The organism is Pseudomonas sp. So3.2b (assembly GCF_019464415.1).
GTDB lineage: Bacteria > Pseudomonadota > Gammaproteobacteria > Pseudomonadales > Pseudomonadaceae > Aquipseudomonas > Aquipseudomonas shahriarae.
In genome coordinates this window covers 1,638,497-1,662,441 of the sequence record NZ_CP080494.1, presented here as the reverse complement: position 1 = coordinate 1,662,441, position 23,945 = coordinate 1,638,497, and the positions used below count along the sequence as shown (strand labels likewise).

The window sequence follows — 23,945 nt, the reverse complement described above, 5'->3', positions numbered from 1 at the left end:
CGCCCCCCCTTCAGTGTCAGTGCTGAAGGGGCCACTTGCCGCGAGTAGCGCACCGGCCCACCAGCGTTTAGCCTCAATGAAGAGATGGCCGGCCGTTGTAGTTCGTCAGCCAGATGATCACCCCGGTTATTCTTGCTGTATGGTGCCCGCCTGTTGCGGCCTCTCCTTAGGCGCAATCTGTGTCAGAGCCCGGCCCATACCATGAAATCCTTCGCCATCACCGCCGCCGTGTTCGCTTTGGCACTGAGCCTCAGCGCCTGCATCGGCGCGCCCGTGGCATTGACACCCCAGACCGAACAGCGCCTGCACGCCCAGGCCCCCATCCGTTTCCTGCTGACGTTCGATGACGGCCCCAGCGCCTCGGGCTACGCCAACCCTAGCCGTTTGGTCCTCGAGAGCCTGGCCAACAACCCGGTGCAACCGGGAATCAAGGCGATCTTCTTTTTGCAGACCGAGGCCTGGCGCTCTGGCGGCAGCCCGCGCGGGCGCAAGACCATGGAGCGCGAGCACGCCGCCGGCCATATCCTGGCGTTTCACACCGCCACGCGCTGGCATAGCAATCATCGGCTGTTGAACGACGAAGAGCTGACGCAGACCTTGAGCCTGGGCGCCGCGACTATCGCCTCGATCACCGGCGCTGCGCCGAACCTGATACGCCCGCCCTTCTGGAATTACGACAAACGCACCTTCGCTGCCTACCAGCGCCACGGCATGCAGATTCTGCTGACCGACCTGAGCGCCAATGACGGCAAGATCTGGGGCTTCAATGCCAGCCCACGGCGTCGGGCCAACCTGCTGCGGCAGCTGTCGCTGGTGCGCGAACGCATTGCCCTGGGCGAACTGCCGACTGTAGAAGGGGTGATCCCGGTGGTGGTGACCTTTCACGACATCAATCGCTACACCGCCCGGCATCTGCAGGAGTACCTGCAGATCCTGATGGACAGCGCCCAGGCCAATGGCCTGAAGACCGCCGCCGAACCGTTCTACACCGACCGCTCGGCACTGGAGCGCGGGGCCCTGGCGCGCACGGTGAAGGATGCCAGCCAAGCCGTGCACTTACCGGGGATGTGGGACTGGGTGTGGGACGCCGCCCCCCAATGATCCAACCCGACCACAGAGCCGTGTTTCGTTAACCGACACCCCAGACGATTTAGCGACGTGTGCAGCGGGCGCGAGCAAATTTCATTACGCCAGGACACAAAGCATCGGCCGGTATGGCGGAACCCTTTTATTCCAATCATCAACCTACAGAGAGCCCCCTATCTCGAATAGAAAGGTTCTCTGATGAACACTATCGCGCCACTGAACCACAGTCTGCCCCTCCCTTCCCTTGAGCCTTCCACACACTCGGCACCCGCCCCAGCCAAGAGGGAGCGCCGTCAAGCGCCCTCCCTGGCGCAGGACACTGGAGAAAGCCCTGCTCCGCCTGCGAGACGCGTTCGCCCATCGCAAGAACAGGAAGCGATACTGGTCGATGACGGTAATCTGATTGCCCGGCATTCAATCCGCACCCGGCAATATGACCTGGATAAACCCACCCTGCTGGACGATAAGCTGACGCTTGAAACAGGTAATACCTCAGACACTATTCATGTCAGTAACCGCACCGACGGACGACTCAATGTAGAGGTCAATGGCAAGTCATACATCTTTGACGCAAGAGACGCGAAAGATGAAGTCCCCACAAAACTCGTGATTAAAAGTAACGGCGGCGACGACAAGATAAAGGTCGATGCCGATGTCATGCTTTACGTAACGATTGAAGCGGGGGATGGCAATGATCACGTAAGGGCGGGAGGTGGTCCAAGCCGCCTGCTGGGAGGCAGCGGCAACGACTTTCTCCAGTTGGGCAGCGGTGCAGGCTATGCCGAAGGCAATGAGGGTAGCGACATGATGATAGGCGGCTCCGGTAACGCCATTCTGTACGGCAATAACGGCAACGACTGGATGTATGCGGGGCCTGGGGCAGCCAGCAAAAAAAGCCACATGGACGGCGGCAGCGGCTCAGACACAATGTATGCCGGCAACGGCCACACGATTATGAATGGCGGCCGGGGTGACGATGTGATGCTGGGTCGCGATCGAACCACCTTTTACAGCGGCAAAGGTAACGACACGATCCGCTCCAACAATCGGGACGACCTTATCTACGCAAAACCCAGCGACAGGTTCCTGAACTCTGCGCACGCGAAGTTAAGGGCAGTCACACCCAGTGAAGCCGGTAAAAGAGGGTTTAACGTCCAAGGCACAGCAGAGTTCAAACAACGCGTCGAAGATGACCTGGAGCTTTTACGCAGCTCGCCGGCAGGCCAGAAAATGCTTGCCGAGATGGACGCCGCCGCTGACAGAAATGGAGTACCGGTAACCCTTCAGGATGGCGGAAAAAGAGACAGGACAGATTACGCGTTCAACCAACAAGAGCCGGATCAGTTGGATCCTGAGGCCCCCGTAAAAGGTTATGTTCACAACGGGGTACAGGGCGCGCCAATCACCGATGGCGTCGTCCGCTACTCCCCTTCCAGTACGTTTGACGCCCCTGTATCAGGCGGTTTTCCGATAACAAATCTCTACCATGAAATGGTGCATGCCTATAACGGCGCCACGGGTTCCTTCCTCCCCGGAACGACCGAGGAGCCGGTCGCGGGTGAACCTCCCGAAGACACACCCAATATTGAACGACAGGCTGTCGGTCTGCCGACGGGTGCCGAGCCGTTCGACTTTGACCATGATCCACTCACCCCGCCGACCGCCACCAATCCCGCCCCCTTCACGGAAAACTCTTTACGCAAAGAAATGGGACTTAATCTGCGCGATCGCTATACCTGACGCTCCTTGTTTTAAGGCAGGCCAATGATACATAACCGTGCGCGACCGCGAAGTTCTACGCGTTCATGTGTGGTCCGAAAAAAACGGTATTGAAGTTCGGCGGAATCCTGTTCAGGCGGCCAACCACTCATCTCCAAACCCCCTATCGCGAGACGATGCAATGTCCATCTCAGCCCCTGCACAGTATCCAAACGTATTCTCCTCATCCGCACTCAGTCCAACACCGGCTGCTAACGCCCTGCCAAACCCCATTTCCATTGAAGTTCCCCTGCTACAAAACTCAAATGCGACTTTCACACCGAAATCAAAACCAACACCAGACCAACACTACGTAGAAAAATATCCAACCTATACAAACTCTGCTCCTTTATATAAGGACGACCTTATCAAAATCACCCATAAAACCACTTGGGAGACGGTCAGCGACAATGAACGCACAAACAGAAGCAACGTCATCAAAATCGAAACAGGTGAAAAGCCCGACGTTATAAAAGTCAATCAATCTTCGAACAATGAAGTCCAGCTGCAAGTCAACGACAGGCATTACACATTAAAAATCAACAATCACGAAAGTTACCCTGAAGAACTGCACATCAAGTCAAAAGGCGGCGATGATCACATTCGGGTTGATCCGCGCGTGACGATCCCCATTACGATCGAGGGCGGTAAAGGTCGAGACCGGATTGAAGCCCTTGGCAGTGGTGATACCCGTGTCTACGGAGGAGCGGGGAACGACAACATCACGCTGGGCAGCGGCAACGGCTACGCCGAAGGGAATGACGGCAATGACACAATGAAAGGCGGATCAGGAATAGCCGTCATGTATGGGAATAACGGCAACGACACTATGTCCTCCGGGACTGGCAGCGAAGGCACATTCAGCTATATGGATGGCGGCAACGGCAACGACACGATGGTCAGCGAAAGCCCGATGAATGTCATGCATGGCGGCCCCGGTGATGATTTGATGACAGGAAATGCACAGACCGTGTTCTATACAGGGCGTGGTCGGGATCGTGTCAACTCATACAATGCAAACGATACTATCTATGCCAAGAAATATGACCTCGTCACCAGTATTCCCGGCACCCGATATAAAAAAGTCAACATCAGCAATGCGGGTCATAAAGCGTTCAAGATCGAGGGCTCAAGCAAATTCAAACAACAAACCCAGGATGATCTTGAATTCTTCAGAAGCTCACCAACGGCACAAAAAATGCTGAGTGAACTGGACCGGGCCGCCGAGCGCAACGGTTCCTCCGTAACAATCCGAGAAACTACCGTCCGCCCCAATTATACATTCACCAACAACTTCACCAGAGAACACGACAAACAATTAAAAGAATATGACGAGCTCGCAGAATCACCCCAATTGGGATTCATACACGGCAACACCAAAGGCTCAGTCGCCACGGGGGCAAAGATACACAACAATCCCGGCCTCATCTTCCGTGAGCCTCCGGTCATCAGCCTCTACCATGAAATGGCCCACGCCTATAACGGCGCCAATGGCACCTTTTTACCCGGCAAAACCGCAGATGAACCGAATCGGGAGCGCCAAGCCGTCGGGGTAGAGACCAATGCCCCCGCCTTTGATTTTGACAACGACCCGTCGACACCCCCGACGACTACCAACCCCAACCCCTTTAATGAAAACGCACTGCGTGAAGAAACGGGTACTGCGCGGCGGGATGCTTACTTTCCGCCTGACGAGGGGTGAGCGGCTCCAGGCGGGGGTAAATCGTCGTCAATCCCGCGACTCAACCCCCAACTCATCCCACACCGACTCGGCCAGGTGAAACGTCGCATTGGCCGCAGGGATCCCGCAGTAGATCGCGCTCTGCATCAGTACTTCCTTGATCTCGGCACGGGTCACGCCATTGCTGGCGGCGGCGCGCAGGTGCAGTTTGAGCTCTTCGTTGCGGTTCATACCGATCAGCATGGCAATGGTGATCAGGCTGCGGGTGTGCCGGGGCAAGCCCGGGCGGGTCCAGATATCGCCCCAGGCATGGCGGGTGATCATTTCCTGGAACTCGCTATTGAACTCGGTCAAGGCATTGAGGCTGCGATCGACATGGGCATCGCCCAGCACTTCACGCCGCACCTTGAGCCCATCGGCGTAACGTTGTTTCTCGTCCACAAAACCTCCTAAAACCAACCATTAATGACTGTGCCACAACAAGCGCTACTCGCCTGGACCATCAGCCCGCCAACAAGAACGCCAGTACCCGCTCGCTGAACGCAGCCCCGGCCTGTACGTTGGACAAGTGCGCCGCATAAAACTCGGCATACTCGGCGCCCGCGACACGCTCTTGAATAAAGTGCCCGCCAGCCGGCGGTGTGACGGCATCCTCAGTACCGGCAATCACCAGCGTCGGCACCTTGATAGACGCCAGTTGCTCACGCAGATCCGCATCGCGCACCGCGCCACAGTTGGCGGCATAGCCTTGGGGCGATGTGGCCGCGAGCATGTCGGTAATGCGCTTGGCCTGAGCGGGATGAGCCTGGGCAAAATCGGCAGTAAACCAACGCGCAACCGACGCATCACGCAAGCCGACCATTGCCGCCTGGCCCTCGCGCAGGACCATTTCGATCCGCGGGTTCCAGATGTCCGCAGTGCCGATCTTGGCTGCCGTGTTGCACAGCACCAGCTTGAGCAAGCGCTCACCGGCGTTGATGCCCAGCCACTGGCCAATCAACCCGCCCATGGACAAACCGCAGAAATGCGCACGCTGGATATCCAGCGCATCCAGCAACGCCAGCACGTCACGCCCCAGTTGCTCAATGCTGTAGGGGCCCTCGGTGACCAGGGATTTGCCGTGGCCACGGGTGTCCAGGCGCAGCACCCGAAAATGCTCGGTGAAGGCCGGCATCTGGGTATCCCACATATGCAGGTCGGTGCCCAGTGAATTGGACAGCACCAGTACCGGCGCGCCTTCAGGACCTTCCAGTTGGTAATTCAGTTCGCCATCGGCGAGTCGTACAAATCCCACAGCAGCCTCCTCAGGCAGAAAAAGCAAAGTGCTCAGCCACGGCGCGGCTGACCCAGGTCTGTGCCTGGCCCAGGTAATGCGCCGGGTCCAGCAGGCGATCCAATTCCACCGCCGACAGCTCGGCGGTGACTTGCGGCTCATCGGCCAATACCGCGCGCAAATGGCGCTGCTCGGCGACCGCGCGTTTGCAACACTGTTCCAGCAGGTGATGGGCGGTTTCACGGCCCAGGCGCTGGGCCAATGTGCTACTGACGGCCTCGGCCAGCACCAGGCCCTGGGTCAGGTCGAGGTTGTGGCCCATGCGTTGTGCATCGACTTCCAGGCCTTCACTCACCAGCAATGCCTGATGCAAGGCACCGGACACCAGGCGGCAGATTTCGGGCAGGGTTTCCCATTCGGCATGCCACAGGCCCAGGCTGCGCTCGTGCTCCTGGGGCATGGCGCTGAACATCGTCGCCACCAGCCCCGGCACCCGCGTAGCAGCGCTGATCAACACCGCCGCGCCAACCGGGTTGCGCTTGTGCGGCATGGTCGAGGAGCCGCCCTTGCCTGGGGCTGACGGCTCGAACACTTCCGCCGCTTCGGTCTGCATCAGCAGGCTGATATCCCGCCCGAGCTTGCCCAGGCTGCCGGCGATCAGGCCCAGCACGCTGGCGAACTCCACCAGACGGTCACGCTGGGTGTGCCAGGGTTGTTCGGGCAGCGTCAGTTGCAACTCCGCCGCCAGGGCTTGCGCCACCGGCATGGCGTGTTCACCCAGTGCAGCCAAGGTGCCGGACGCGCCGCCGAACTGCAGGACCAGCAGGCGCGGCTGCAACTCCACCAACCGTTGGCGATTGCGCGTCACCGCCCCCAGCCAACCGGCGATTTTCATCCCCAGGGTGACCGGCGTTGCGTGCTGCAACCAGGTACGCCCGGCCAACGGCACGTCGGCATAGCGCTGCGCCTGGGCCGCGAGAACCGCGCCCAGCCGGGCCAGGTCCGTGTCGATCAGTTCCAGCGCCCGCCGCAGTTGCAGCACCAGGCCGGTGTCCATCACATCCTGGCTGGTGGCGCCCAGATGCACATAGCGTTCGGCGCCGGCGTCCTCGCTGGCAATCAGTTTGCCCAGGGCCTTGACCAGCGGGATCGCCGAATTGCCCGCCGTGGCAATCGCCGCGCCGAGGGCATCCACGTCGTACAACGAGGCCAGGCATGCCTGGGCAATCGGCGCGACGGCGGCCTGGGGAATCAACCCGATCCGCGCCTGTGCCCGGGCCAGTGCGGCTTCGACATCCAGCATGCCCTGCAAGCGTCCCTGGTCACAGAACACCTCGGCCATGCTGTCGGCGGTGAAGTAAGCGTCGAACAGTTGGTTGCTCGTGCGCAGTGTCATAAGTCATCCCTTACAGATCGTGGTGCAAGTACTCAGCCTGTTTCGGCAGGCGCAGGCTGAACAGGAACGCAATCGCCATCATGCCGGTCACGTACCAGTAGAAGGTGTTTTCCAGGCCAATGGATTTCAGGCCCAGGGCTACGTATTCCGCCGAACCACCGAAGATCGCGTTGGCCACCGCGTAGGCCAGGCCCACACCGAGGGCGCGCACTTGTGGCGGGAACATTTCGGCTTTTACCAGGCCACTGATGGAGGTGTAGAAACTCACAATCGCCAGCGCCAGGGTAATCAATACAAAGGCCAGGAACGGACTGGTCACGGTTTTCAGGGTCAGCAGGATCGGGACTGTGCACAAGGCCCCGAGCGCGCCGAACCAGAGCATCGAGTTACGGCGGCCGATCTTGTCCGAGAGCATGCCGAACAGCGGCTGCATGCACATATAGAGGAACAGCGCGCCGGTCATGATGTAGCTGGCGGTCTTGGCGTGCATGCCGGCGGTGTTCACCAGGTACTTCTGCATGTAAGTGGTAAAGGTGTAGAAGATTAGCGAGCCGCCGGCGGTGTAGCCGAGCACGGTGATAAACGCGGCCTTGTGATCGCGGAACAACGCGGCAATGCTGCCGGCGTCCTTGTTTTCCCGCATTTCCTTGCTGGTGGTTTCTTTCAGGGAGCGGCGCAGCAACAGCGAAATCACCGCCGCCACGGCCCCGATCACAAACGGAATGCGCCAGCCCCAGGCCCGCAGCTCGTCCTCGGTGAGCAGTTGTTGCAGGATCACCACCACCGACACCGCCAGCAGTTGCCCGCCAATCAGGGTCACGTACTGGAACGAGGCGAAGAAGCCGCGCTGGCCCTTGAGCGCGACTTCACTCATGTAGGTCGCCGTGGTGCCGTACTCGCCACCCACCGACAGGCCCTGGAACAGCCGCGCCATCAGCAGCAGGGCCGGAGCCCAGGCGCCGATGTCTTTGTAGGTCGGTAGAAAGGCGATGACCAGGGAACCGGCGCACATCATCAGCACCGAAATCATCATCGAATTCTTGCGCCCGTGCTTGTCGGCGACCCGGCCAAACAGCCAGCCGCCGATGGGGCGCATCAAGAAGCCTGCGGCGAACACGCCAGCGGTGTTGAGCAGCTGCACCGTGGGGTCGTCGGAGGGGAAAAACGCCGGAGCGAAATAGATCGCGCAGAAGGCATAGACGTAGAAGTCGAACCATTCGACCAGGTTGCCGGAAGAGGCCCCGACAATCGCAAAAATCCGTTTGCTGCGTTCTTCTCCGGTGTAGTGACTGGTACTCGTTGTCATGTTGTTTTCACTCGTAGGGAACGGGTTAGAGTCTAGACACACTTTGCAACAACCTCGTTCCGCAAGCAGACCTTTGAATGGCAGCCAAGCCCGCTCCCACAGGTGATCGCATTCCACTGTGAGAGCGGGCTTGCCCGCGACAGCGCCCTGGCAGGCAACTCAATAATCGAAAAACACCGTCTCTTCATCGGTGCCCTGAAGCACCACATTCCACTGATACACCCCCGACGCATCCGCCTTGGCAACCAACGTGCCGCGCCGCTCTGCCGGCACACACGCCAGCAACGGGTCATCGCCATTGGCCGCTTCGCCGTCGAAATAAATCCGCGTCAGCAAGTGCTTCACCAAACCACGGGCAAACACCAGCACCACCAAATGCGGCGCCTGGGTCGTACCCTTCAGGCCCGGCACGCTACCGGGCTTGATGGTGCTAAAACGGAAACGCCCTTGCGCATCCACCGGCACCCGGCCAAAGCCTGCGAAACTGGGGTCCAGGGCTTTGTCCTGGTCGTCCTCGGGGTGGTCATATTTACCGGCGGCGTTGGCCTGCCAGACTTCCAGCATGGCATCGTTGACCACCTCGCCATTGCCATCCACCACCTGCCCGGTGATGGCCACACGCTCGCCGAGGGTGCCCGCATTCGCCAGGTCTTCGCAGTTCAACCAGGTCAGGCCGATGTGGTAGTACGGCCCGACGGTGTGGGACGTGGTTGCGTTGAGGGTCATGTCATTTCTCCATCGGCGTGGCGTCGCGGCCGCGCAGGACGATGTCCCAGCGATAGCCGAGGGCATAGTGCGGCACGGTCTTTTCCAGGTCGAAACGGGCGATCAGGCGTTCCTTGGCCGAGGTGTCCGGCACGCAGTTGTAGATCGGGTCATAGGCCAGCAGCGGGTCGCCGGGGAAGTACATCTGGGTCACCAGGCGCGTCAGCACACTGGGGCCGAACAGCGAGAAGTGGATATGCGCCGGGCGCCAGGCGTTGTGGTGATTGCCCCACGGATAGGCGCCGGGCTTGATGGTCTGGAACTGGTACCAGCCATCGGCATCGGTGACGGTGCGCCCGGTGCCGGTGAAGTTCGGGTCCAGGGGCGCGTCGTGCTGGTCGCGCTTGTGGTTGTAGCGACCGGCGGCGTTGGCCTGCCAGATCTCCACCAGGATGCCCGGCACAGGCAGGCCGTTTTCATCCAGGACCCGGCCGTGAATGATGATGCGCTCGCCTTGGGGCTCGCCCTCGTGCTGGGCGGTCAGGTCGTTGTCGTGCTCGGCAATGCGTTCGGCGCCGATGGTCGGGCCGGTGATTTCCGACAGAGAATGGGGCAAAAACACCAGCGGCTTGGACGGCGAACGCAGGTTCGTCGACTGGTACGCCGGGTGCAGGTAATCAGGCTGAGTACCCGCTTGCGGGCGCCGGTATCCGGGCTTGTCACTCATGGAGCATTCCTCTTTTTCTTGTAGGTCTCAAACGCGTTCGATGGCCAACGCCAAGCCTTGGCCAACGCCGACACACAGGGTCGCCAGGCCTTTGCTGCCGCCGGTTTTTTCCAGTTGATGCAGGGCCGTCAAGACCAGGCGCGCACCGCTCATGCCCAGGGGATGACCCAAGGCAATCGCGCCGCCGTTGGGATTGACCTGGGGTGCGTCGTCCGCCAGGCCCAACTCACGCAGCACCGCCAAACCCTGGCTGGCGAAGGCTTCGTTGAGTTCGATCACATCAAAGTCGCTGACCGCCAGGCCCAGGCGCTCTACCAACTTGCGCACCGCTGGCACCGGGCCGATGCCCATCACCCGGGGTTCGACCCCGGCACTGGCCATGCCCAACACCCGGGCGCGGGCGGTCAGGCCGTGCTTTTTCACCGCGTCCGCGCTGGCCAGAATCAACGCGGCGGCGCCGTCGTTGACCCCGGAAGCGTTGCCGGCGGTGACGGTCTTGTCCGGGCCGTTGACCGGCTTGAGCTTGGTCAGGGCTTCGAGGGTGGTATCGGCACGCGGGTGTTCGTCGTGCTCCACCAGGGTCTCGCCTTTTTTATGGGCGACCCGTACCGGGACGATTTCTTCAGCGAAAAACCCCGCGGCCTGGGCCATGGCTGTGCGTTGCTGGCTGCGCAAGGCGAAGGCGTCCTGGTCGGCGCGCGAGACGTTGTAATCATCTGCCACGTTATCAGCGGTCTGCGGCATGGCATCCACGCCGTACTGGGCCTTCATCAACGGGTTGATAAAGCGCCAGCCGATGGTGGTGTCTTCCAGCTTCATGTTGCGCGAGAACGCGGCGTCCGCCTTGCCCATCACGAACGGTGCACGGGACATCGACTCGACACCACCGGCAATCGCCAGCTCCATTTCGCCACTGGCAATGGCGCGGAACGCGGTGCCGATGGCGTCCATGCCCGAGGCGCACAAGCGGTTGACCGTCACCCCGGGAATGCTCGGCGGCAGGCCGGCCAGCAGCGCGGCCATGCGCGCCACGTTACGGTTGTCTTCGCCGGACTGGTTGGCGCAACCGAGGAACACTTCGTCGACCGCGTTCCAGTCTACCGACGGGTTGCGCGCCATCAGGGCCTTGATCGGCAGGGCCGCCAGGTCATCGGCGCGCACCGTGGACAGGCCACCGCCGAAACGGCCGATGGGGGTGCGGATCGCATCACAGATAAACACGTCGCGCATCAGGCTTCTCCTGGGGTTTGGCCATGGGCCGCGGCGGTACGGGCTTCAAGATCGCGCAAGGCGTTCAGTTCGACTGGCGTGGGTTCGGCGCTGGTGCTGACCTGCTCGGCAAAGCGGATCGCCCAGCCGGTGGCGGCAATCACTTGCTCGCGGGTCACGCCGGGATGCAAGGCGGTGACCACAAATTCGTGGGTGCCCTCCTCCGGCTCCATGATGCACAGGTCGGTAATAATCCCGACCGGGCCTGCGCCTGGCAGGCCGAGGCGCTTGCGCGAGTCGCCGCCTTCGCCATGGCCGACCGAGGTGATGAAATCCAGTTTGTCGACAAACGAACGGGACGACTGCTTGAGGATGATCAACACGCTCTTGGCGGAGCCGGCAATCTCCGGCGCACCACCGGCACCCGGCAGGCGCACCTTGGGTTGGTGGTAATCACCAACCACCGTGGTGTTGATATTGCCGAAGCGGTCGACCTGGGCTGCGCCGAGAAAACCGACGTCAATGCGCCCGCCTTGCAGCCAGTAGCGAAAAATCTCACCCGTGGGCACGACACTGTCGGCGGTTTCCGCCAACTCGCCGTCGCCAATGGACAGCGGCAGGACCGAGGGCTTGGCGCCAATCGGGCCGGACTCGTAGATCAACACCACATCCGGCGACGACGTCAGGCGGGCCAGGTTGGCGGCCTTGGACGGCAGGCCGATGCCGACGAAGCACACGGCACCGTTCTTCAGGCGGCGCGCGGCGGCGACGGTCATCATTTCATTGGTCGAGTAAGTCATTACTTGGCCTCCTGCGCGGCAGCCAGTTTGGCCTGGAATTGACTGAAGTCAGCGGTACCATGGATGTATTCATTGATCCATGCGGTAAACGTCCCACGGTCCCGAGCGATCGGATCCCAGGCTTGATAGAAGCGATTGTCACGCTCGGTGTAACCGTGGGCGTAGGAAGGGTGCGCGCCCCCTGGTACATGGCACACGGCGGTCAGGGCCCAGGTCGGCAGCACGCAGGCGTTCATGGGGGCGTTGAGGTCGTCGACGATTTCTTCGACGGTGACGATGCAACGCTTGGCCGCCAATGCCGCCTCTTTCTGCACCCCGAGAATCCCCCACAACAGCACGTTGCCCTTGCGGTCGGCCTTTTGCGCATGGATCACGGTGATGTCCGGGCGCACCGACGGCACCGCCGCCAGCACTTCGCCGGTGAAGGGGCAGGTCACGGTCTTGATCAGCGGGTTGACCTTGGGCAGGTCAGAACCGGCATACGCCCGCAGCACCGCGAACGGCAGGCCGGAGGCGCCGGCCACGTAGGCGTTGGCCAGGTCCGCATGGCTGTGTTCTTCGATCTCCAACGGTTGCGGCCATTGCTTTTCCACCGCATCCCGCAGGCGATGCAGGGAACCTACGCCCGGGTTGCCGCCCCAGGAAAAAATCAACTTGCGCGCACAGCCGGCACCGATCAGTTGGTCGTAGATCAGGTCGGGCGTCATGCGCACCAGCGTCAGGTCTTTCTTGCCCTGACGGATGATTTCATGACCTGCCGCTGTAGGGATCAGGTGGGTAAAGCCTTCGAGCGCGACGGTATCGCCGTCATTGACGAACTGCTTTACCGCATCAGCCAGCGAAAGGATTTCAGCCATGGGGTTGGGCTCCCGGTGTAGGTCGAAAAAGGCGCTGGAGGCAGCGCCGAAGTACTTGAAGAGTAAGCCGGGGTCAGGGGTCAAACAATCCGATAATCGACTAACCGTTCGATAATCGAACAGATTGTTACCTGGCTAACATTCCTCCAAACACCCCTGCTTTCCATGCGAACAGCGTCCCTGTGGGAGCGGGCTTGCTCGCGAAGGCGGTGTGTCAGTCAACACACTTTTGTCCTGAGCCACCGCCTTCGCGAGCAAGCCCGCTCCCACATTTTTCAACCGTGCCTGCATTAAGTCTCAGGTGGCGTCGGCGTGGCTGACGAAGCCCTTGATCAATACCGCAGTGGTGGCCAATGCAGCCGGAATCACCAGTGCCGTCAGCACTTGCTCGAAGTTCCAACCCAGCCCCAACAGCGTGGCTCCCATCCACGCACCGAGGATCGCGCCAAAACGGCCAATCCCCAGCATCCAGGACACCCCGGTCGCCCGGCCCTGGGTCGGGTAAAACCGCGCCGCCAACGAAGGCATGGCCGATTGCGCACCGTTGACGCACATCCCGGCGATCAACACCAGGGTGGCCAGGAGGGTGATATTGCCCAGGCTCTGGCCCACGGCGTAGGCAAAGACCCCAGCCAGCAGGTAGAAAGTGCCGATGACCTTGTGCGGATTGAACCGGTCCATGGCCCAGCCCACGCCCACGGCGCTGAGTACCCCGCCAAACTGGAACAACGCGCCGATAAAAGCCGCCTGCTCCATGCTGGCGCCGCTGTCACGCATCAGGGTCGGCAACCAACTAGTCAGCAGGTACACAATCACCAGACCCATAAAGTAGGTGAGCCACAGCAACAGGGTGCCGGCGCTGTAGGTGCCAGAGAAGATCACCGCGAACACATTGCGCGCCTTGACGGTTTTCTGTTCCGGGACGCTGAAGCTGGAAGCCTGGGCGACGGTGGCCGGGTCGATGGGTGACAAGGCCTTGCGCACCTTGTCTGTGCCGCGATTGCGCACCACCAGGTAGCGTGCCGACTCCGGCAGCCACAGCACCAGCACGCCGACCAGGATCAAGGGCAGGATGCCGCCGATCAGCAGCAGGCTGTGCCAGCCGAACATCGGGATCAGCTTGGCCGAGATAAACCCGCCACCGGCCATGCCCAGGTTGAAGCCGCAGAACATGCTGGTCACCAGCAACGACTTGTGGCGCTCCGGGGTGTATTCGGACAGCAACGTCGTGGCGTTCGGCATGCCAGCGCCCAGGCCCAGACCGGTCAGGAAGCGCAATACCAGCAACTGATCAACGTTGCTGCTATAGGCCGAGGCCAGGCTGAACGCACCGAACACCAGCACGGCGCCGACCAACACCACCTTGCGTCCGAAACGGTCGGCCAACGGGCCTGAACCCAGGGCGCCAAACACCATGCCGATCAACGCGGCACTCATCACCGGGCCGAGGCTGGCACGGTCGATCCCCCAATCCTGGGACAGTGCCGGCGCAATAAAGCCCATGGCCGCGGTATCCAGGCCATCGAGAAAGACAATCAGGAAGCACAGGATCACCACCCGCCATTGATAGCGGGACAGCGGTTGCGCATTGATAAAGGACTGCACGTCCAGACATGTACCAACAGAAGGCGAAGGCTGATTCATTATTTTTATTTCCACACCGATGGCGGGCGGACGACGGCGAGTCGTCATTATTATTGGGGCGAAACCGAAACCGCGGCGGTAGAGGCTGTCGCGGTCAATCACGCTGCCGCGACATTAATGAGCCAGGGGAAACACCGTCAATTCGTCAAACTAGGATCTGTGCGGTCACCGAACAGCTTAAGCAAACAACTGGGCACTCAGCTCCTGGCTGGCGCAGAGCATGCTCGGCAGGAAACGTTGTTCCAGCTCACTGCGGCTGACCCGCCCGGCGTGGGTGCTGACATTCAGCGCAGCCAATACCTGGCCGGACGCGTCATACACCGGCACGGCGATGGAGCGCAGACCCTGCTCCAGTTCCTGGTCGACAATGCACCAGCCCTGTTGCCGCACTTGTTGCAGGCATTCAAGCAAGGCTTGCGGCGTGGTCAGGGTGCGGCTGGTCTTGGTTTGCAGGTCGGCATGATCCAGGTAGTCCTGCAGCGACGCGTCATCCAGGGCCGCCAGGAGGATTCGGCCCATGGAGGTGCAGTAAGCTGGCAGCCGGCCACCGACCGAAAGATCCACCGAAATCAGGCGTTGGGTGGTGGCGGATCGGGCGATATAGAGGATGTCGTCGCCCTCCAGGGTCGCCATGTTGCAGGCTTCATGAAGCTGCTCACTCATGCGGTCCAGGTAAGGCTGGGCAGAAACCGCCAGGGGCGTGGACGACAGATAGGCATGGCCGAGGGTCAGGACCTTGGGCAGCAGGGAGTACGTGCGCCCGTCGGTGGTGGCGTAGCCGAGTTTGATCAAGGTATGCAGGCAACGCCTGACGGCAGCGCGGGGGATTTCCGTGCGATGGCTGATCTGGGCGATGGTCAGGTGCCGCTTGCGCTCCTGGAACGCCTGTACCACGGCCAGCCCGCGGGCCAGGGAGGTCATGAAATCCGGGTCGCCGGTAAACGCCTGGATGCGCTTGGCCGGTGACGCAACGATCGGCGGCGCCACTGAGGCAAAGGAGTTGCGCAATTGATCGTTCATTTCAGGTCCTTTCTCTTATTTTCAAGCGCCATTACAAGCCGGCAGGCAACGGATGTACAAGGCAAGGGCGCCAACATTGGGCGATTATCGGACGGTCATTCGATAATCGCAATTTACGCCGCTGGGCGCTGCCAGGCCCCGCACTGAATTTGTTGCACTCACTTAACCGACGGCGTCCGGCCTGGCAATGTTGACTTAATTAACGACCGTGCAACTGTCACATACAGAGTGTTAGGCAAGTACGGCGTCAAGTTCCCGACATGAGGTGAATAGCAATACAGCTACGCCAAGTTGACGTTTTTTAACTTGTTGACGATAGTCTTATGCAAATGCGCCGCTATAATGCACCCTGTGACAAGGTCGAGTTGGCCTCAAGGGCATGCCTGCCCCCACCAAGCCTCAGCTTTTCCTTGTCCTGGCCTGGGTTGCAGATACCGGGTACTCAGCTCCACAGCCTGCCCATATTTGTGATGTAAAAAGAAAACTGTTGCTACGACAGCTGTTCTTCCCCGGTGCCGTGGCCGCGTGCAATAACTGAAGTGGTTGATCGTGTAATACGCCCATCACTTGCGTCATCGCGCATCACCGGAATCAAACTCAACTCAATTAGGTAACAAAGTGACGAAAGACGAACTGCGCGCGGAACTTGAGCGCCAGGAACAACGTTACAAGGATGTTTACGGCGGGGAAGTCACCACCTACGCCGCCCAACCTGAGCCGGAGCGCAAACCATGGCGCAAACGAGCCAGTCTGCTCGACCAGGCATTTGCCCAGGAAATCCAAAAGATCGAAAAGGACCTCAAGGCCGAAGAGCCATAAGCCTCTCGGACTGAGCCTTCCTGGCAAGTCATTGCCCTGCCAGCCCCCCTGGCAGGGGCGCCCGGGTTTTGCCCTGCAATCGTCAGTTTCGCCGCTCTGACGAAATTTCATACACCTGTTTCAGACCCTTCATCTTAATTGTCGCACCCTGCCACGGCCCCTCTATTCTTTATAAATCAATGAGTTGCCAAACCACCGAAATATCTGGTAGTCGCACCCCTCCTCCAAATTAATTCGTTGAAGAATGTTACCGGCGAGCAGCTAGTGCATAGATTACTGAGGTTTTCTGGCATAATCGCGCCCCCTTACGACCGGGTCATAAAACCTTCATGATCGATTTATTCAGCGGACTGGATGCTTGGGTTCTTGTGAGCCTGTTGCTCGCCCTCGCCTTTGTCCTCGCCTTCGAGTTCATCAATGGCTTTCATGACACCGCTAACGCGGTGGCCACAGTCATCTATACCAAAGCGATGCCGCCGCACCTGGCCGTATTCTTTTCCGGGGTGTTCAACTTCCTCGGCGTGTTGCTCGGCGGGGTGGGCGTTGCCTATGCCATCGTGCACCTGCTGCCGGTGGAGTTGCTGATCAATGTAAACACCGGCCATGGTCTGGCCATGGTGTTTTCATTATTAGCAGCGGCCATCACCTGGAATCTCGGCACCTGGTATTTCGGGATCCCGGCATCCAGCTCCCACACCCTGATCGGTTCGATCCTCGGTGTCGGCCTGGCCAATGCCTTGATCAACGATATTCCGCTGGCAGACGGGGTCAACTGGCAGAAGGCCATTGATATCGGCGCCTCGCTGGTGTTCTCGCCCATGGCCGGCTTCCTGGTCGCAGCCCTGGTGTTGATTGGCCTTAAATGGTGGCGTCCGCTGTCCAAGATGCACAAGACACCGGACCAGCGCCGCAAGCTCGACGACAAGAAACACCCGCCGTTCTGGAACCGCCTGGTACTGGTGATTTCCGCGATGGCCGTGAGTTTCGTGCATGGCTCCAACGACGGCCAGAAAGGTATTGGCCTGATCATGCTGGTGCTGATCGGTATCGTGCCCGCGCAGTTCGTACTCGATCTGGGCAGCACCACTTACCAGATCGAGCGAACCCGCGACGCCACCCTGCACCTCAACCAGTTCTACCAGCGCAACCACGAAACCCTCGGCGAATTCCTTGCCCTGGGCAAAAGTGTCAGAGACGACCTGCCAGGCAAGTTCCGTTGCAACCCGCAACAGACCGAGCCGACCATCAACGCCCTCCTCGGCACATTGAAGGGTGTCTCTGACTACCATTCCTTGACCTCCGACCAGCGCATTGAAGTCCGTCGCTACCTGCTGTGCCTGGACGACACCGCGAAGAAAGTCGGCAAGCTGCCTGGCCTTGATTCCCGCGAGAAGTCGGACCTGGAAAAACTGCGCAAAGACCTGACCGCCACCACCGAATACGCACCGTTCTGGGTAATCCTCGCCGTGGCCCTGGCCCTTGGCCTGGGCACCATGGTGGGCTGGAAGCGCGTGGTACTGACGATTGGCGAGAAGATCGGCAAGCAGGGCATGACCTATGCCCAGGGCATGTCGGCGCAAATCACCACCGCCACCATGATTGGCTTTGCCAATATCTTCGCCCTGCCGGTGTCCACCACCCACGTGCTGTCTTCGGGCGTGGCCGGGACCATGGTCGCGAACAAGAGCGGGCTGCAAGGCGGCACCGTGAAGACCATCCTGATGGCCTGGATCCTGACCCTGCCAGCCACAGTGAGCCTGTCGGCCGGCTTGTTCTGGCTGGCGTCCAAGGCGTTGGGCAGTTAACCGACAACGCAATTAAAAAGGCGTGACCTGCGAGGGTCACGCCTTTTTTTGTGCCTTTGTGGCTAGAGAGCTAAATATCGGGCAAAAAAAAGGGCGACCGAAGTCGCCCAAAATGCCTTGCGTGCTCATGTAACCCGGAAAAACCTATGGTTTTTTACGCTTGTTCGCGTCTTTCCAGATAAAAAATCCAAACCCTACAAAAAACAGCACCATGAGGCCGACAGTCAGCACCCCGGCAAAAACCACATTATCGAAAAACATGACCGGCCTCCTGCTCTTGCCTTGTTGCGATGGGGCTAAGTTAACCAAGAAGTCGGGGGCAGAAATTGACGGGGATCAATGTCGCCCGCAACGGGGCGTAAAGAAGGGAGATAACTGACCTGAATCAATAGATTCAGGGCATTTCAGCGCTTTTTCGGTTTGTTTTTCGACTTTTTCTTCGCCTTGCCCAGCGGCATGGCCTGCTCGAACGCCTGGCGCACGTCATTCAGGCGCTTGTCATTGAGATCGTGGACCCGTTTGGCGCGTTCGGCAGTCAGGTCGATCAGCTTGTCGTCACTCATGGCATGGCTTACGTGGTGGCTGGATTGACTCAATAATGCGTCCTGGCCCGCCCGGGGGTCAAACCTCGACGTCCACCCACAACCCCTGGCGGGGTGCATCCTCGATCAGCGGCGCGACCGGCACGGTGTTATCGGCATTCAGTTCGTCACCAGGAATAGCCAGGTGCTGCTCGGGATCTTCGTCGGCCTCGCGCCGGCGTTTTTGCTGTTCCTGCTGGCGTCGTTGTTCCTCGCGCAGCATCAGGGTCGATTGCTCCGCGTCGCGGTTCTTGAGGTCAATGGTGCTTTCGCTGGAACTCGCCTGCGCAGGCACCACCGGCGGGATATCGGGTTTGGGGCGCACGGGGTCGAGTTGTGACGTGACCGGCACAACACTCAAGGGCAAGATCGGTGGCAGCATAATTATTGGTCTCCTGTCAGCAGGCTGTCGGCTGCTGTACCAGCGACTTGAGCCTGGGGCCGCCAACTTGTGACCCAGTCGTCAGTCGCCAGTGCCCTGCCACCCGTCGAATCGTCCTCTTTCACTCCGGCAAGCGGAGTAGTTTTTGTCAGAGTCCTTTGGCTGGGGGCCTTGTTCCGTTAGAATAGTCGGCTTTTTCACGGCGGGAGTCAGGCAGCATGGCGCAGCAGTATCAACCGGGGCAACGCTGGATTAGTGACAGCGAAGCAGAGCTGGGGTTAGGCACCGTTCTGGCACAGGACGGCCGCTTGTTGACCGTGCTCTATCCGGCCACTGGCGACACCCGCCAGTATGCGCTACGGAATGCGCCCCTCACTCGCGTGAGGTTCTCGCCGGGTGACACCATCACCCACTTCGAAGGCTGGAAGATGACCGTGCGCGAGGTCGACGATGTCGACGGCCTGCTGGTCTACCACGGCCTCAATGGGCAGAACGAGCAGGTCACCCTGCCGGAAACCCAACTGTCGAACTTCATCCAGTTCCGCCTCGCCAGCGACCGTCTGTTCGCCGGCCAGATCGACCCGCTGGCCTGGTTCTCCCTGCGCTACCACACCCTGGAACACACCAGCCGCCAGTTGCAGTCCTCGCTCTGGGGCCTGGGCGGCGTGCGTGCGCAGCCGATTGCGCACCAACTGCACATCGCCCGTGAAGTGGCTGACCGGATCGCGCCACGGGTGCTGCTGGCCGACGAAGTGGGCCTGGGCAAGACCATCGAAGCCGGCCTGGTGATCCATCGCCAACTGCTGTCCGGGCGCGCCAATCGCGTACTGATCCTGGTCCCGGAAAACCTCCAGCACCAATGGCTGGTGGAAATGCGCCGGCGTTTCAACCTGCAGGTCGCGCTGTTCGACGAAGAACGTTTTATCGAAAGCGATGCCAGCAACCCGTTCGAAGACACCCAACTCGCGCTGGTGGCCCTGGAATGGCTGGTGGACGACGAAAAAGCCCAGGACGCACTGTTTGCCGCCGGCTGGGACTTGATGGTGGTCGACGAAGCCCACCACCTGGTCTGGCACGAAGAAAAGGCCAGCGCTGAATACCAACTGGTCGAGCAACTGGCCGAGACCATTCCCGGCGTGCTGCTGCTGACCGCAACCCCGGAACAACTGGGCCAGGACAGCCACTTCGCCCGTCTGCGCCTGCTGGACCCGAACCGTTTCCATGACGTCAAAGCCTTCCGCGCCGAGAGCGAGAACTATCGCCCGGTCGCCGAAGCCGTCCAGGAACTGATGGACAAGGGTCGCCTCTCGCCGGCCGCGCACAAGACTATCCAGGGCTTCCTCGGCAACGAAGGCGAAGCACTGCTGGCTGCCGTCAACGATGGCGACACCGAAGCCAGTGCGCGCCTGGTGCGTGAGCTGCTGGACCGCCACGGCACCGGCCGCGTGCTGTTCCGTAACACCCGCGCCGCCGTACAAGGCTTCCCCGAGCGCAAGCTGCACGCCTACCCGCTGCCGTGCCCGGACGAATACCTGGAACTGCCGCTGGGCGAGCATGCCGAGCTGTACCCGGAAGTCAGCTTCCAGTCGCAACCGGATATAGAAGAAGAAAACCGCTGGTGGCGCTTCGACCCGCGCGTCGAGTGGCTGATCGACCAGCTGAAAATGCTCAAGCGCACCAAAGTCCTGGTGATCTGCGCCCACGCCGAAACCGCCATGGACCTGGAAGACGCCCTGCGCGTGCGTTCCGGCATCCCGGCCACGGTGTTCCACGAGGGCATGAACATCCTCGAACGGGACCGTGCCGCCGCCTACTTCGCGGATGAAGAGTTCGGCGCCCAGGTGCTGATCTGTTCGGAAATCGGCAGTGAAGGCCGCAACTTCCAGTTCGCCCACCATCTGGTGCTGTTCGACCTGCCATCGCACCCGGACTTGCTGGAGCAGCGCATCGGGCGTCTGGACCGGATCGGCCAGAAGCATGTGATCGAGCTGCACGTGCCGTACCTGGAAACCAGCCCGCAAGAGCGGCTGTTCCAGTGGTACCACGAAGCCTTGAATGCCTTCCTTAATACCTGCCCGACCGGCAACGCCTTGCAGCACCAGTTCGGCCCGCGCCTGCTGCCGCTGCTGGAAAATGCCGACGACGGCGAATGGCAAGCCCTGATCGACGAAGCCCGCACCGAGCGCGAGCGCCTTGAAGCCGAGCTGCACACCGGCCGCGACCGTTTGCTGGAGCTCAACTCCGGCGGCGCTGGCGAAGGTGATGCGCTGGTCGAGGACATCCTGGAGCAAGACGATCAGTTCACCCTGCCGATCTACATGGAAACCCTGTTCGACGCGTTCGGCATCGACAGCGAAGACCATTCGGAAAACGCACTGATCCTCAAGCCCAGCGAAAAAATGCTCGACGCCAGCTTCCCCCTCGGCGATGACGAAGGCGTGACCATCACTTACGACCGCAACCAGGCGCTGTCTCGCGAAGACATGCAGTTCATTACCTGGGAGCACCCGATGGTCCAGGGCGGCATGGACCTGGTGCTGTCCGGTTCCATGGGCAACACCGCAGTGGCGCTGATCAAGAACAAGGCGCTGAAGCCAGGCACTGTGTTGCTGGAACTGCTCTATGTCAGTGAAGTGGTGGCACCGCGTTCGCTGCAACTGGGTCGCTACCTGCCCCCGGCGGCCCTGCGCTGCCTGCTGGATGCCAATGGCAATGACTTGTCGGGCCGGGTGTCCTTCACCACCCTCAACGACCAGCTGGAAAGCGTGCCACGGGCCAGCGCCAACAAGTTCGTGCAGGCCCAGCGCGATCAGCTGACGCCACGGATCAACGCCGGCGAAGAGAAAATCGCTCCGCGCCACGCCGAACGTGTGGCCGAGGCGCAACGTCGCCTGGCGGCAGATACCGACGAAGAGCTGGCGCGCCTGACCGCCCTGCAAGCCGTCAACCCGACCGTGCGCGACAGCGAACTGGTTGCCCTGCGCCAACAGCGCGAGCAAGGCCTGGCCATGCTCGACAAGGCGGCGCTGCGGTTGGAGGCGATTCGGGTGTTGGTCGCCGGTTGATCCGCGCCCTGCCCTGATGAACAAAAAGGCCCGCACAATGCGGGCCTTTTTTATGGGTGTCCTGCCGGTTTACCCCCCAAATCAATATCGGATGACGGCCAGCGTGGTTTAACGGGGCGCCTCAGATCAAGATCAAAAGCAAAGCGAGGCGGCCTGACCTTCGAGGCGTGCGCGTCCTTCTGTGGGAGCTGGCTTGCCTGCGATGGCGGCAGGTCAGCCAATAGATTTATCGACTGATACACCGTCATCGCGGGCAAGCCCGCTCCCACAGGGGAATGCAGCTTCACGCTCTTGCTTTGCTGTTGCTCTGCTTTTGATCTTGATCTGAGGCGCCCCGTTAAACCACGATGGCCGCAGGCAGGCATTGCGCAGTGGGCACCCCGGCATGGATGCCGGGGTAGCCGCGACACGGCCATGGATGGCCGATCGCGGCGGGCCCGCGGAGCAATGCCTGACTGCGGGCATGCCGAGCCTAGGCGAGGCACCGAGTGGTGGGGAAAAAGCGCTTTGGTTACTTTCACGCTCTTTGTACGGACCGGACACATGGTTGACGGGTGTGCGGGGACATGGTGGACACTTTTGGCGAGCCAACTTCGCCGGAAAGCCATCATGCCCTGGGACACGAGAGATACCATGAGCCTGAAAGAAGAGTTCATTGCCTTAGCACGGCAACCCGGCAGCAATAAACGAGAGCTGTGTCGACGGTTCGGCATCAGTCCGCAAACGGCCTATAAGTGGTTGAAACGCTATGAAATGCAGGGGCAGTCTGGACTGCAAGAGAAGTCCCGAAAACCTGCGACTAGCCCAAAGCTAACCGCGCCAGCTCTGGAAGCGGAAGTCATAGCGCTTAGGCGAGCACATCCCGCTTGGGGCGGACGTACAATCAGCAGCCTTTTGAAAAAGCAGATTGCTCCTAGCACTGTCACCAATGTTCTGCACCGATGCGGGCTGATTCAGCCTGTTCAGAAGGAACAAGAAGCAAAGCTGAGATTTGAACACGATGCACCTAACGATCTTTGGCAGATGGATTTCAAAGGGCACTTCCCGACGCAAGAAGGCCGATGCCATCCGCTGACGTTGTTGGACGATCACTCACGATTCAATTTGGCGATTCAAGCTTGTGATAACGAGCGTGGAATCACAGTGAAGGAAAAGATGATCGAGGTATTCCAGCGCTTTGGTTTACCGGCTCGCATCAACGTTGACAATGGGCCGCCATGGGGCTCGCCACGCAACCCTGGGGAAATCACAGAATTAAGTATCTGGTTGATTCGCTTGGGGATCAGGATCAGCTTCAGTCGTCCTTATCACCCTCAAACCAATGGAAAGATTGAGCGCTTCCATCGTTCACTCAAAGCCGAGGTGCTTGATGGGCGTCAATTCTCCACGATCAAGGATGCTCAAACAGCGTTTGATCAATGGCGTGAGGTCTATAACTTAAAACGCCCTCACCAAGCACTGGACTACAAGGTGCCTATGGACCGGTATCGAGCAAGCCCCTGGGCTTATCCGCAGCAGCTATCGGAGTTTGAATATGGGCCGGATGATGTGCTGGCCAAGGTTTATCACAGCCGATTTCGCTTTCAGAAACGTTACTTCAGCATTGCCAAGGGGCTGGTTGGGCAGCACATCGCAGTTCGGCCTAACCCTGAAAGTGACGGGCTCTTTGACGTCTACTTCTGCCACCATTTCCTACGAACGATCGACGTGAGCAAACCGGACTATGGTTCATAATGTGTCAACTATGTCCCCGCACATGTGTCCACTATGTGTCCGGTCCGTACACGCTCTTCGAAAGTGACCCGCCGTAAGGGCGGAACCAATAGCCGCC

The 23,945-nt window shown here is 60.2% G+C and carries 21 protein-coding genes; 7 read left to right on the top strand and 14 right to left on the bottom strand.

The annotated features are described in order from the left end of the window. Positions 1–201: 201 nt before the first annotated feature. The 3 genes from K1X80_RS07365 (at position 202) to K1X80_RS07355 (ending at position 4,546) form a co-directional block, all read left to right on the top strand. Complete coding sequence (locus K1X80_RS07365) at positions 202–1,101, top strand: polysaccharide deacetylase family protein (RefSeq protein ID WP_220172759.1); 900 nt, start codon at positions 202–204, stop codon at positions 1,099–1,101. Positions 1,102–1,284: 183 nt separating this feature from the next. Next, positions 1,285–2,826, top strand: coding sequence for a M91 family zinc metallopeptidase (locus K1X80_RS07360; protein WP_220172758.1), 1,542 nt, complete (start codon positions 1,285–1,287; stop codon positions 2,824–2,826). Positions 2,827–2,863: 37 nt separating this feature from the next. Then, positions 2,864–4,546: a M91 family zinc metallopeptidase gene (locus tag K1X80_RS07355; protein ID WP_220172757.1), complete on the top strand. Its 1,683-nt coding sequence runs from the start codon at positions 2,864–2,866 to the stop codon at positions 4,544–4,546. Positions 4,547–4,573: 27 nt separating this feature from the next. Here the strand turns inward: K1X80_RS07355 and pcaC are convergent, their stop codons facing one another. From pcaC to pcaR, 11 genes are all read right to left on the bottom strand, one after another. Beyond that, a complete protein-coding gene (gene pcaC / locus K1X80_RS07350; RefSeq protein WP_057958742.1) occupies positions 4,574–4,966 on the bottom strand; it encodes a 4-carboxymuconolactone decarboxylase in 393 nt (130 codons plus the stop codon). Positions 4,967–5,027: 61 nt separating this feature from the next. After that, complete coding sequence (pcaD, locus tag K1X80_RS07345) at positions 5,028–5,819, bottom strand: 3-oxoadipate enol-lactonase (RefSeq protein ID WP_057958741.1); 792 nt, start codon at positions 5,817–5,819, stop codon at positions 5,028–5,030. Between the two features lie 10 nt (positions 5,820–5,829). Continuing rightward, a complete protein-coding gene (locus K1X80_RS07340; protein ID WP_057958740.1) occupies positions 5,830–7,194 on the bottom strand; it encodes a 3-carboxy-cis,cis-muconate cycloisomerase in 1,365 nt (454 codons plus the stop codon). Positions 7,195–7,204: 10 nt separating this feature from the next. Continuing rightward, entirely contained in the window at positions 7,205–8,500 is a 1,296-nt protein-coding gene (locus K1X80_RS07335) for an MFS family transporter (protein ID WP_220172756.1), read from the bottom strand. A gap of 159 nt (positions 8,501–8,659) precedes the next feature. After that, a complete protein-coding gene (pcaG, locus tag K1X80_RS07330; protein ID WP_057958739.1) occupies positions 8,660–9,226 on the bottom strand; it encodes a protocatechuate 3,4-dioxygenase subunit alpha in 567 nt (188 codons plus the stop codon). 1 nt (position 9,227) lies between these two features. Continuing rightward, the gene (gene pcaH / locus K1X80_RS07325) at positions 9,228–9,932 is read right to left on the bottom strand and encodes a protocatechuate 3,4-dioxygenase subunit beta (RefSeq protein ID WP_057439810.1); all 705 of its coding nucleotides are present in this window, start codon (positions 9,930–9,932) and stop codon (positions 9,228–9,230) included. Between the two features lie 27 nt (positions 9,933–9,959). After that, positions 9,960–11,165 (bottom strand): 3-oxoadipyl-CoA thiolase, encoded by a 1,206-nt coding sequence (pcaF, locus tag K1X80_RS07320; RefSeq protein WP_169990665.1) that lies wholly within the window; start codon positions 11,163–11,165, stop codon positions 9,960–9,962. After that, on the bottom strand, positions 11,162–11,941 hold the full coding sequence (locus K1X80_RS07315) for a CoA-transferase subunit beta (protein WP_057439814.1): 780 nt from the start codon (positions 11,939–11,941) through the stop codon (positions 11,162–11,164). Before K1X80_RS07315 ends, pcaF begins: the two co-directional genes overlap by 4 nt. After that, entirely contained in the window at positions 11,941–12,798 is an 858-nt protein-coding gene (locus K1X80_RS07310; protein ID WP_057439815.1) for a CoA transferase subunit A, read from the bottom strand. Before K1X80_RS07310 ends, K1X80_RS07315 begins: the two co-directional genes overlap by 1 nt. A 297-nt stretch (positions 12,799–13,095) precedes the next feature. After that, on the bottom strand, positions 13,096–14,442 hold the full coding sequence (locus tag K1X80_RS07305) for an MFS transporter (RefSeq protein ID WP_057958737.1): 1,347 nt from the start codon (positions 14,440–14,442) through the stop codon (positions 13,096–13,098). 177 nt (positions 14,443–14,619) lie between these two features. After that, the gene (pcaR, locus tag K1X80_RS07300) at positions 14,620–15,462 is read right to left on the bottom strand and encodes a pca regulon transcriptional regulator PcaR (RefSeq protein ID WP_057439816.1); all 843 of its coding nucleotides are present in this window, start codon (positions 15,460–15,462) and stop codon (positions 14,620–14,622) included. A 618-nt stretch (positions 15,463–16,080) separates the two neighbouring features. Between pcaR and K1X80_RS07295 the strand changes: the two genes are divergently transcribed. Next, complete coding sequence (locus tag K1X80_RS07295; protein WP_029297082.1) at positions 16,081–16,281, top strand: hypothetical protein; 201 nt, start codon at positions 16,081–16,083, stop codon at positions 16,279–16,281. Between the two features lie 329 nt (positions 16,282–16,610). Continuing rightward, positions 16,611–18,086 carry an inorganic phosphate transporter gene (locus K1X80_RS07290; protein WP_057439817.1) on the top strand — a complete coding sequence of 492 codons (1,476 nt, stop codon included), beginning with the start codon at positions 16,611–16,613 and terminating at the stop codon, positions 18,084–18,086. 144 nt (positions 18,087–18,230) lie between these two features. Here the strand turns inward: K1X80_RS07290 and ccoM are convergent, their stop codons facing one another. From ccoM to K1X80_RS07280, 3 genes are all read right to left on the bottom strand, one after another. After that, a complete protein-coding gene (gene ccoM / locus K1X80_RS28370; protein WP_029297086.1) occupies positions 18,231–18,347 on the bottom strand; it encodes a cytochrome c oxidase subunit CcoM in 117 nt (38 codons plus the stop codon). A 143-nt stretch (positions 18,348–18,490) separates the two neighbouring features. Next, the gene (locus K1X80_RS07285; protein ID WP_128593654.1) at positions 18,491–18,682 is read right to left on the bottom strand and encodes a hypothetical protein; all 192 of its coding nucleotides are present in this window, start codon (positions 18,680–18,682) and stop codon (positions 18,491–18,493) included. Between the two features lie 25 nt (positions 18,683–18,707). Continuing rightward, the gene (locus K1X80_RS07280; RefSeq protein WP_057958736.1) at positions 18,708–19,049 is read right to left on the bottom strand and encodes a hypothetical protein; all 342 of its coding nucleotides are present in this window, start codon (positions 19,047–19,049) and stop codon (positions 18,708–18,710) included. A gap of 218 nt (positions 19,050–19,267) precedes the next feature. On the opposite strand from K1X80_RS07280, the gene rapA reads away from it, so the two are divergent. Further along, the gene (rapA, locus tag K1X80_RS07275) at positions 19,268–22,114 is read left to right on the top strand and encodes an RNA polymerase-associated protein RapA (RefSeq protein WP_057439822.1); all 2,847 of its coding nucleotides are present in this window, start codon (positions 19,268–19,270) and stop codon (positions 22,112–22,114) included. 609 nt (positions 22,115–22,723) lie between these two features. Beyond that, on the top strand, positions 22,724–23,848 hold the full coding sequence (locus tag K1X80_RS07270) for an IS481 family transposase (RefSeq protein WP_057961168.1): 1,125 nt from the start codon (positions 22,724–22,726) through the stop codon (positions 23,846–23,848). Positions 23,849–23,945: the final 97 nt, after the last annotated feature.

Excerpts from the sequence above, each read along its gene's own strand:
- K1X80_RS07365 (WP_220172759.1), top strand. The coding sequence starts at position 202 with ATGAAATCCTTCGCCATCACCGCCGCCGTGTTCGCTTTGGCACTGAGC.
- K1X80_RS07360 (WP_220172758.1), top strand. The coding sequence starts at position 1,285 with ATGAACACTATCGCGCCACTGAACCACAGTCTGCCCCTCCCTTCCCTT.
- K1X80_RS07340 (WP_057958740.1), bottom strand. The coding sequence starts at position 7,194 with ATGACACTGCGCACGAGCAACCAACTGTTCGACGCTTACTTCACCGCC.
- K1X80_RS07335 (WP_220172756.1), bottom strand. The coding sequence starts at position 8,500 with ATGACAACGAGTACCAGTCACTACACCGGAGAAGAACGCAGCAAACGG.
- pcaG (WP_057958739.1), bottom strand. The coding sequence starts at position 9,226 with ATGACCCTCAACGCAACCACGTCCCACACCGTCGGGCCGTACTACCAC.
- pcaH (WP_057439810.1), bottom strand. The coding sequence starts at position 9,932 with ATGAGTGACAAGCCCGGATACCGGCGCCCGCAAGCGGGTACTCAGCCT.
- K1X80_RS07315 (WP_057439814.1), bottom strand. The coding sequence starts at position 11,941 with ATGACTTACTCGACCAATGAAATGATGACCGTCGCCGCCGCGCGCCGC.
- K1X80_RS07310 (WP_057439815.1), bottom strand. The coding sequence starts at position 12,798 with ATGGCTGAAATCCTTTCGCTGGCTGATGCGGTAAAGCAGTTCGTCAAT.
- K1X80_RS07305 (WP_057958737.1), bottom strand. The coding sequence starts at position 14,442 with ATGAATCAGCCTTCGCCTTCTGTTGGTACATGTCTGGACGTGCAGTCC.
- pcaR (WP_057439816.1), bottom strand. The coding sequence starts at position 15,462 with ATGAACGATCAATTGCGCAACTCCTTTGCCTCAGTGGCGCCGCCGATC.
- K1X80_RS07290 (WP_057439817.1), top strand. The coding sequence starts at position 16,611 with ATGATCGATTTATTCAGCGGACTGGATGCTTGGGTTCTTGTGAGCCTG.
- ccoM (WP_029297086.1), bottom strand. The coding sequence starts at position 18,347 with ATGTTTTTCGATAATGTGGTTTTTGCCGGGGTGCTGACTGTCGGCCTC.
- K1X80_RS07280 (WP_057958736.1), bottom strand. The coding sequence starts at position 19,049 with ATGCTGCCACCGATCTTGCCCTTGAGTGTTGTGCCGGTCACGTCACAA.
- rapA (WP_057439822.1), top strand. The coding sequence starts at position 19,268 with ATGGCGCAGCAGTATCAACCGGGGCAACGCTGGATTAGTGACAGCGAA.
- K1X80_RS07270 (WP_057961168.1), top strand. The coding sequence starts at position 22,724 with ATGCCCTGGGACACGAGAGATACCATGAGCCTGAAAGAAGAGTTCATT.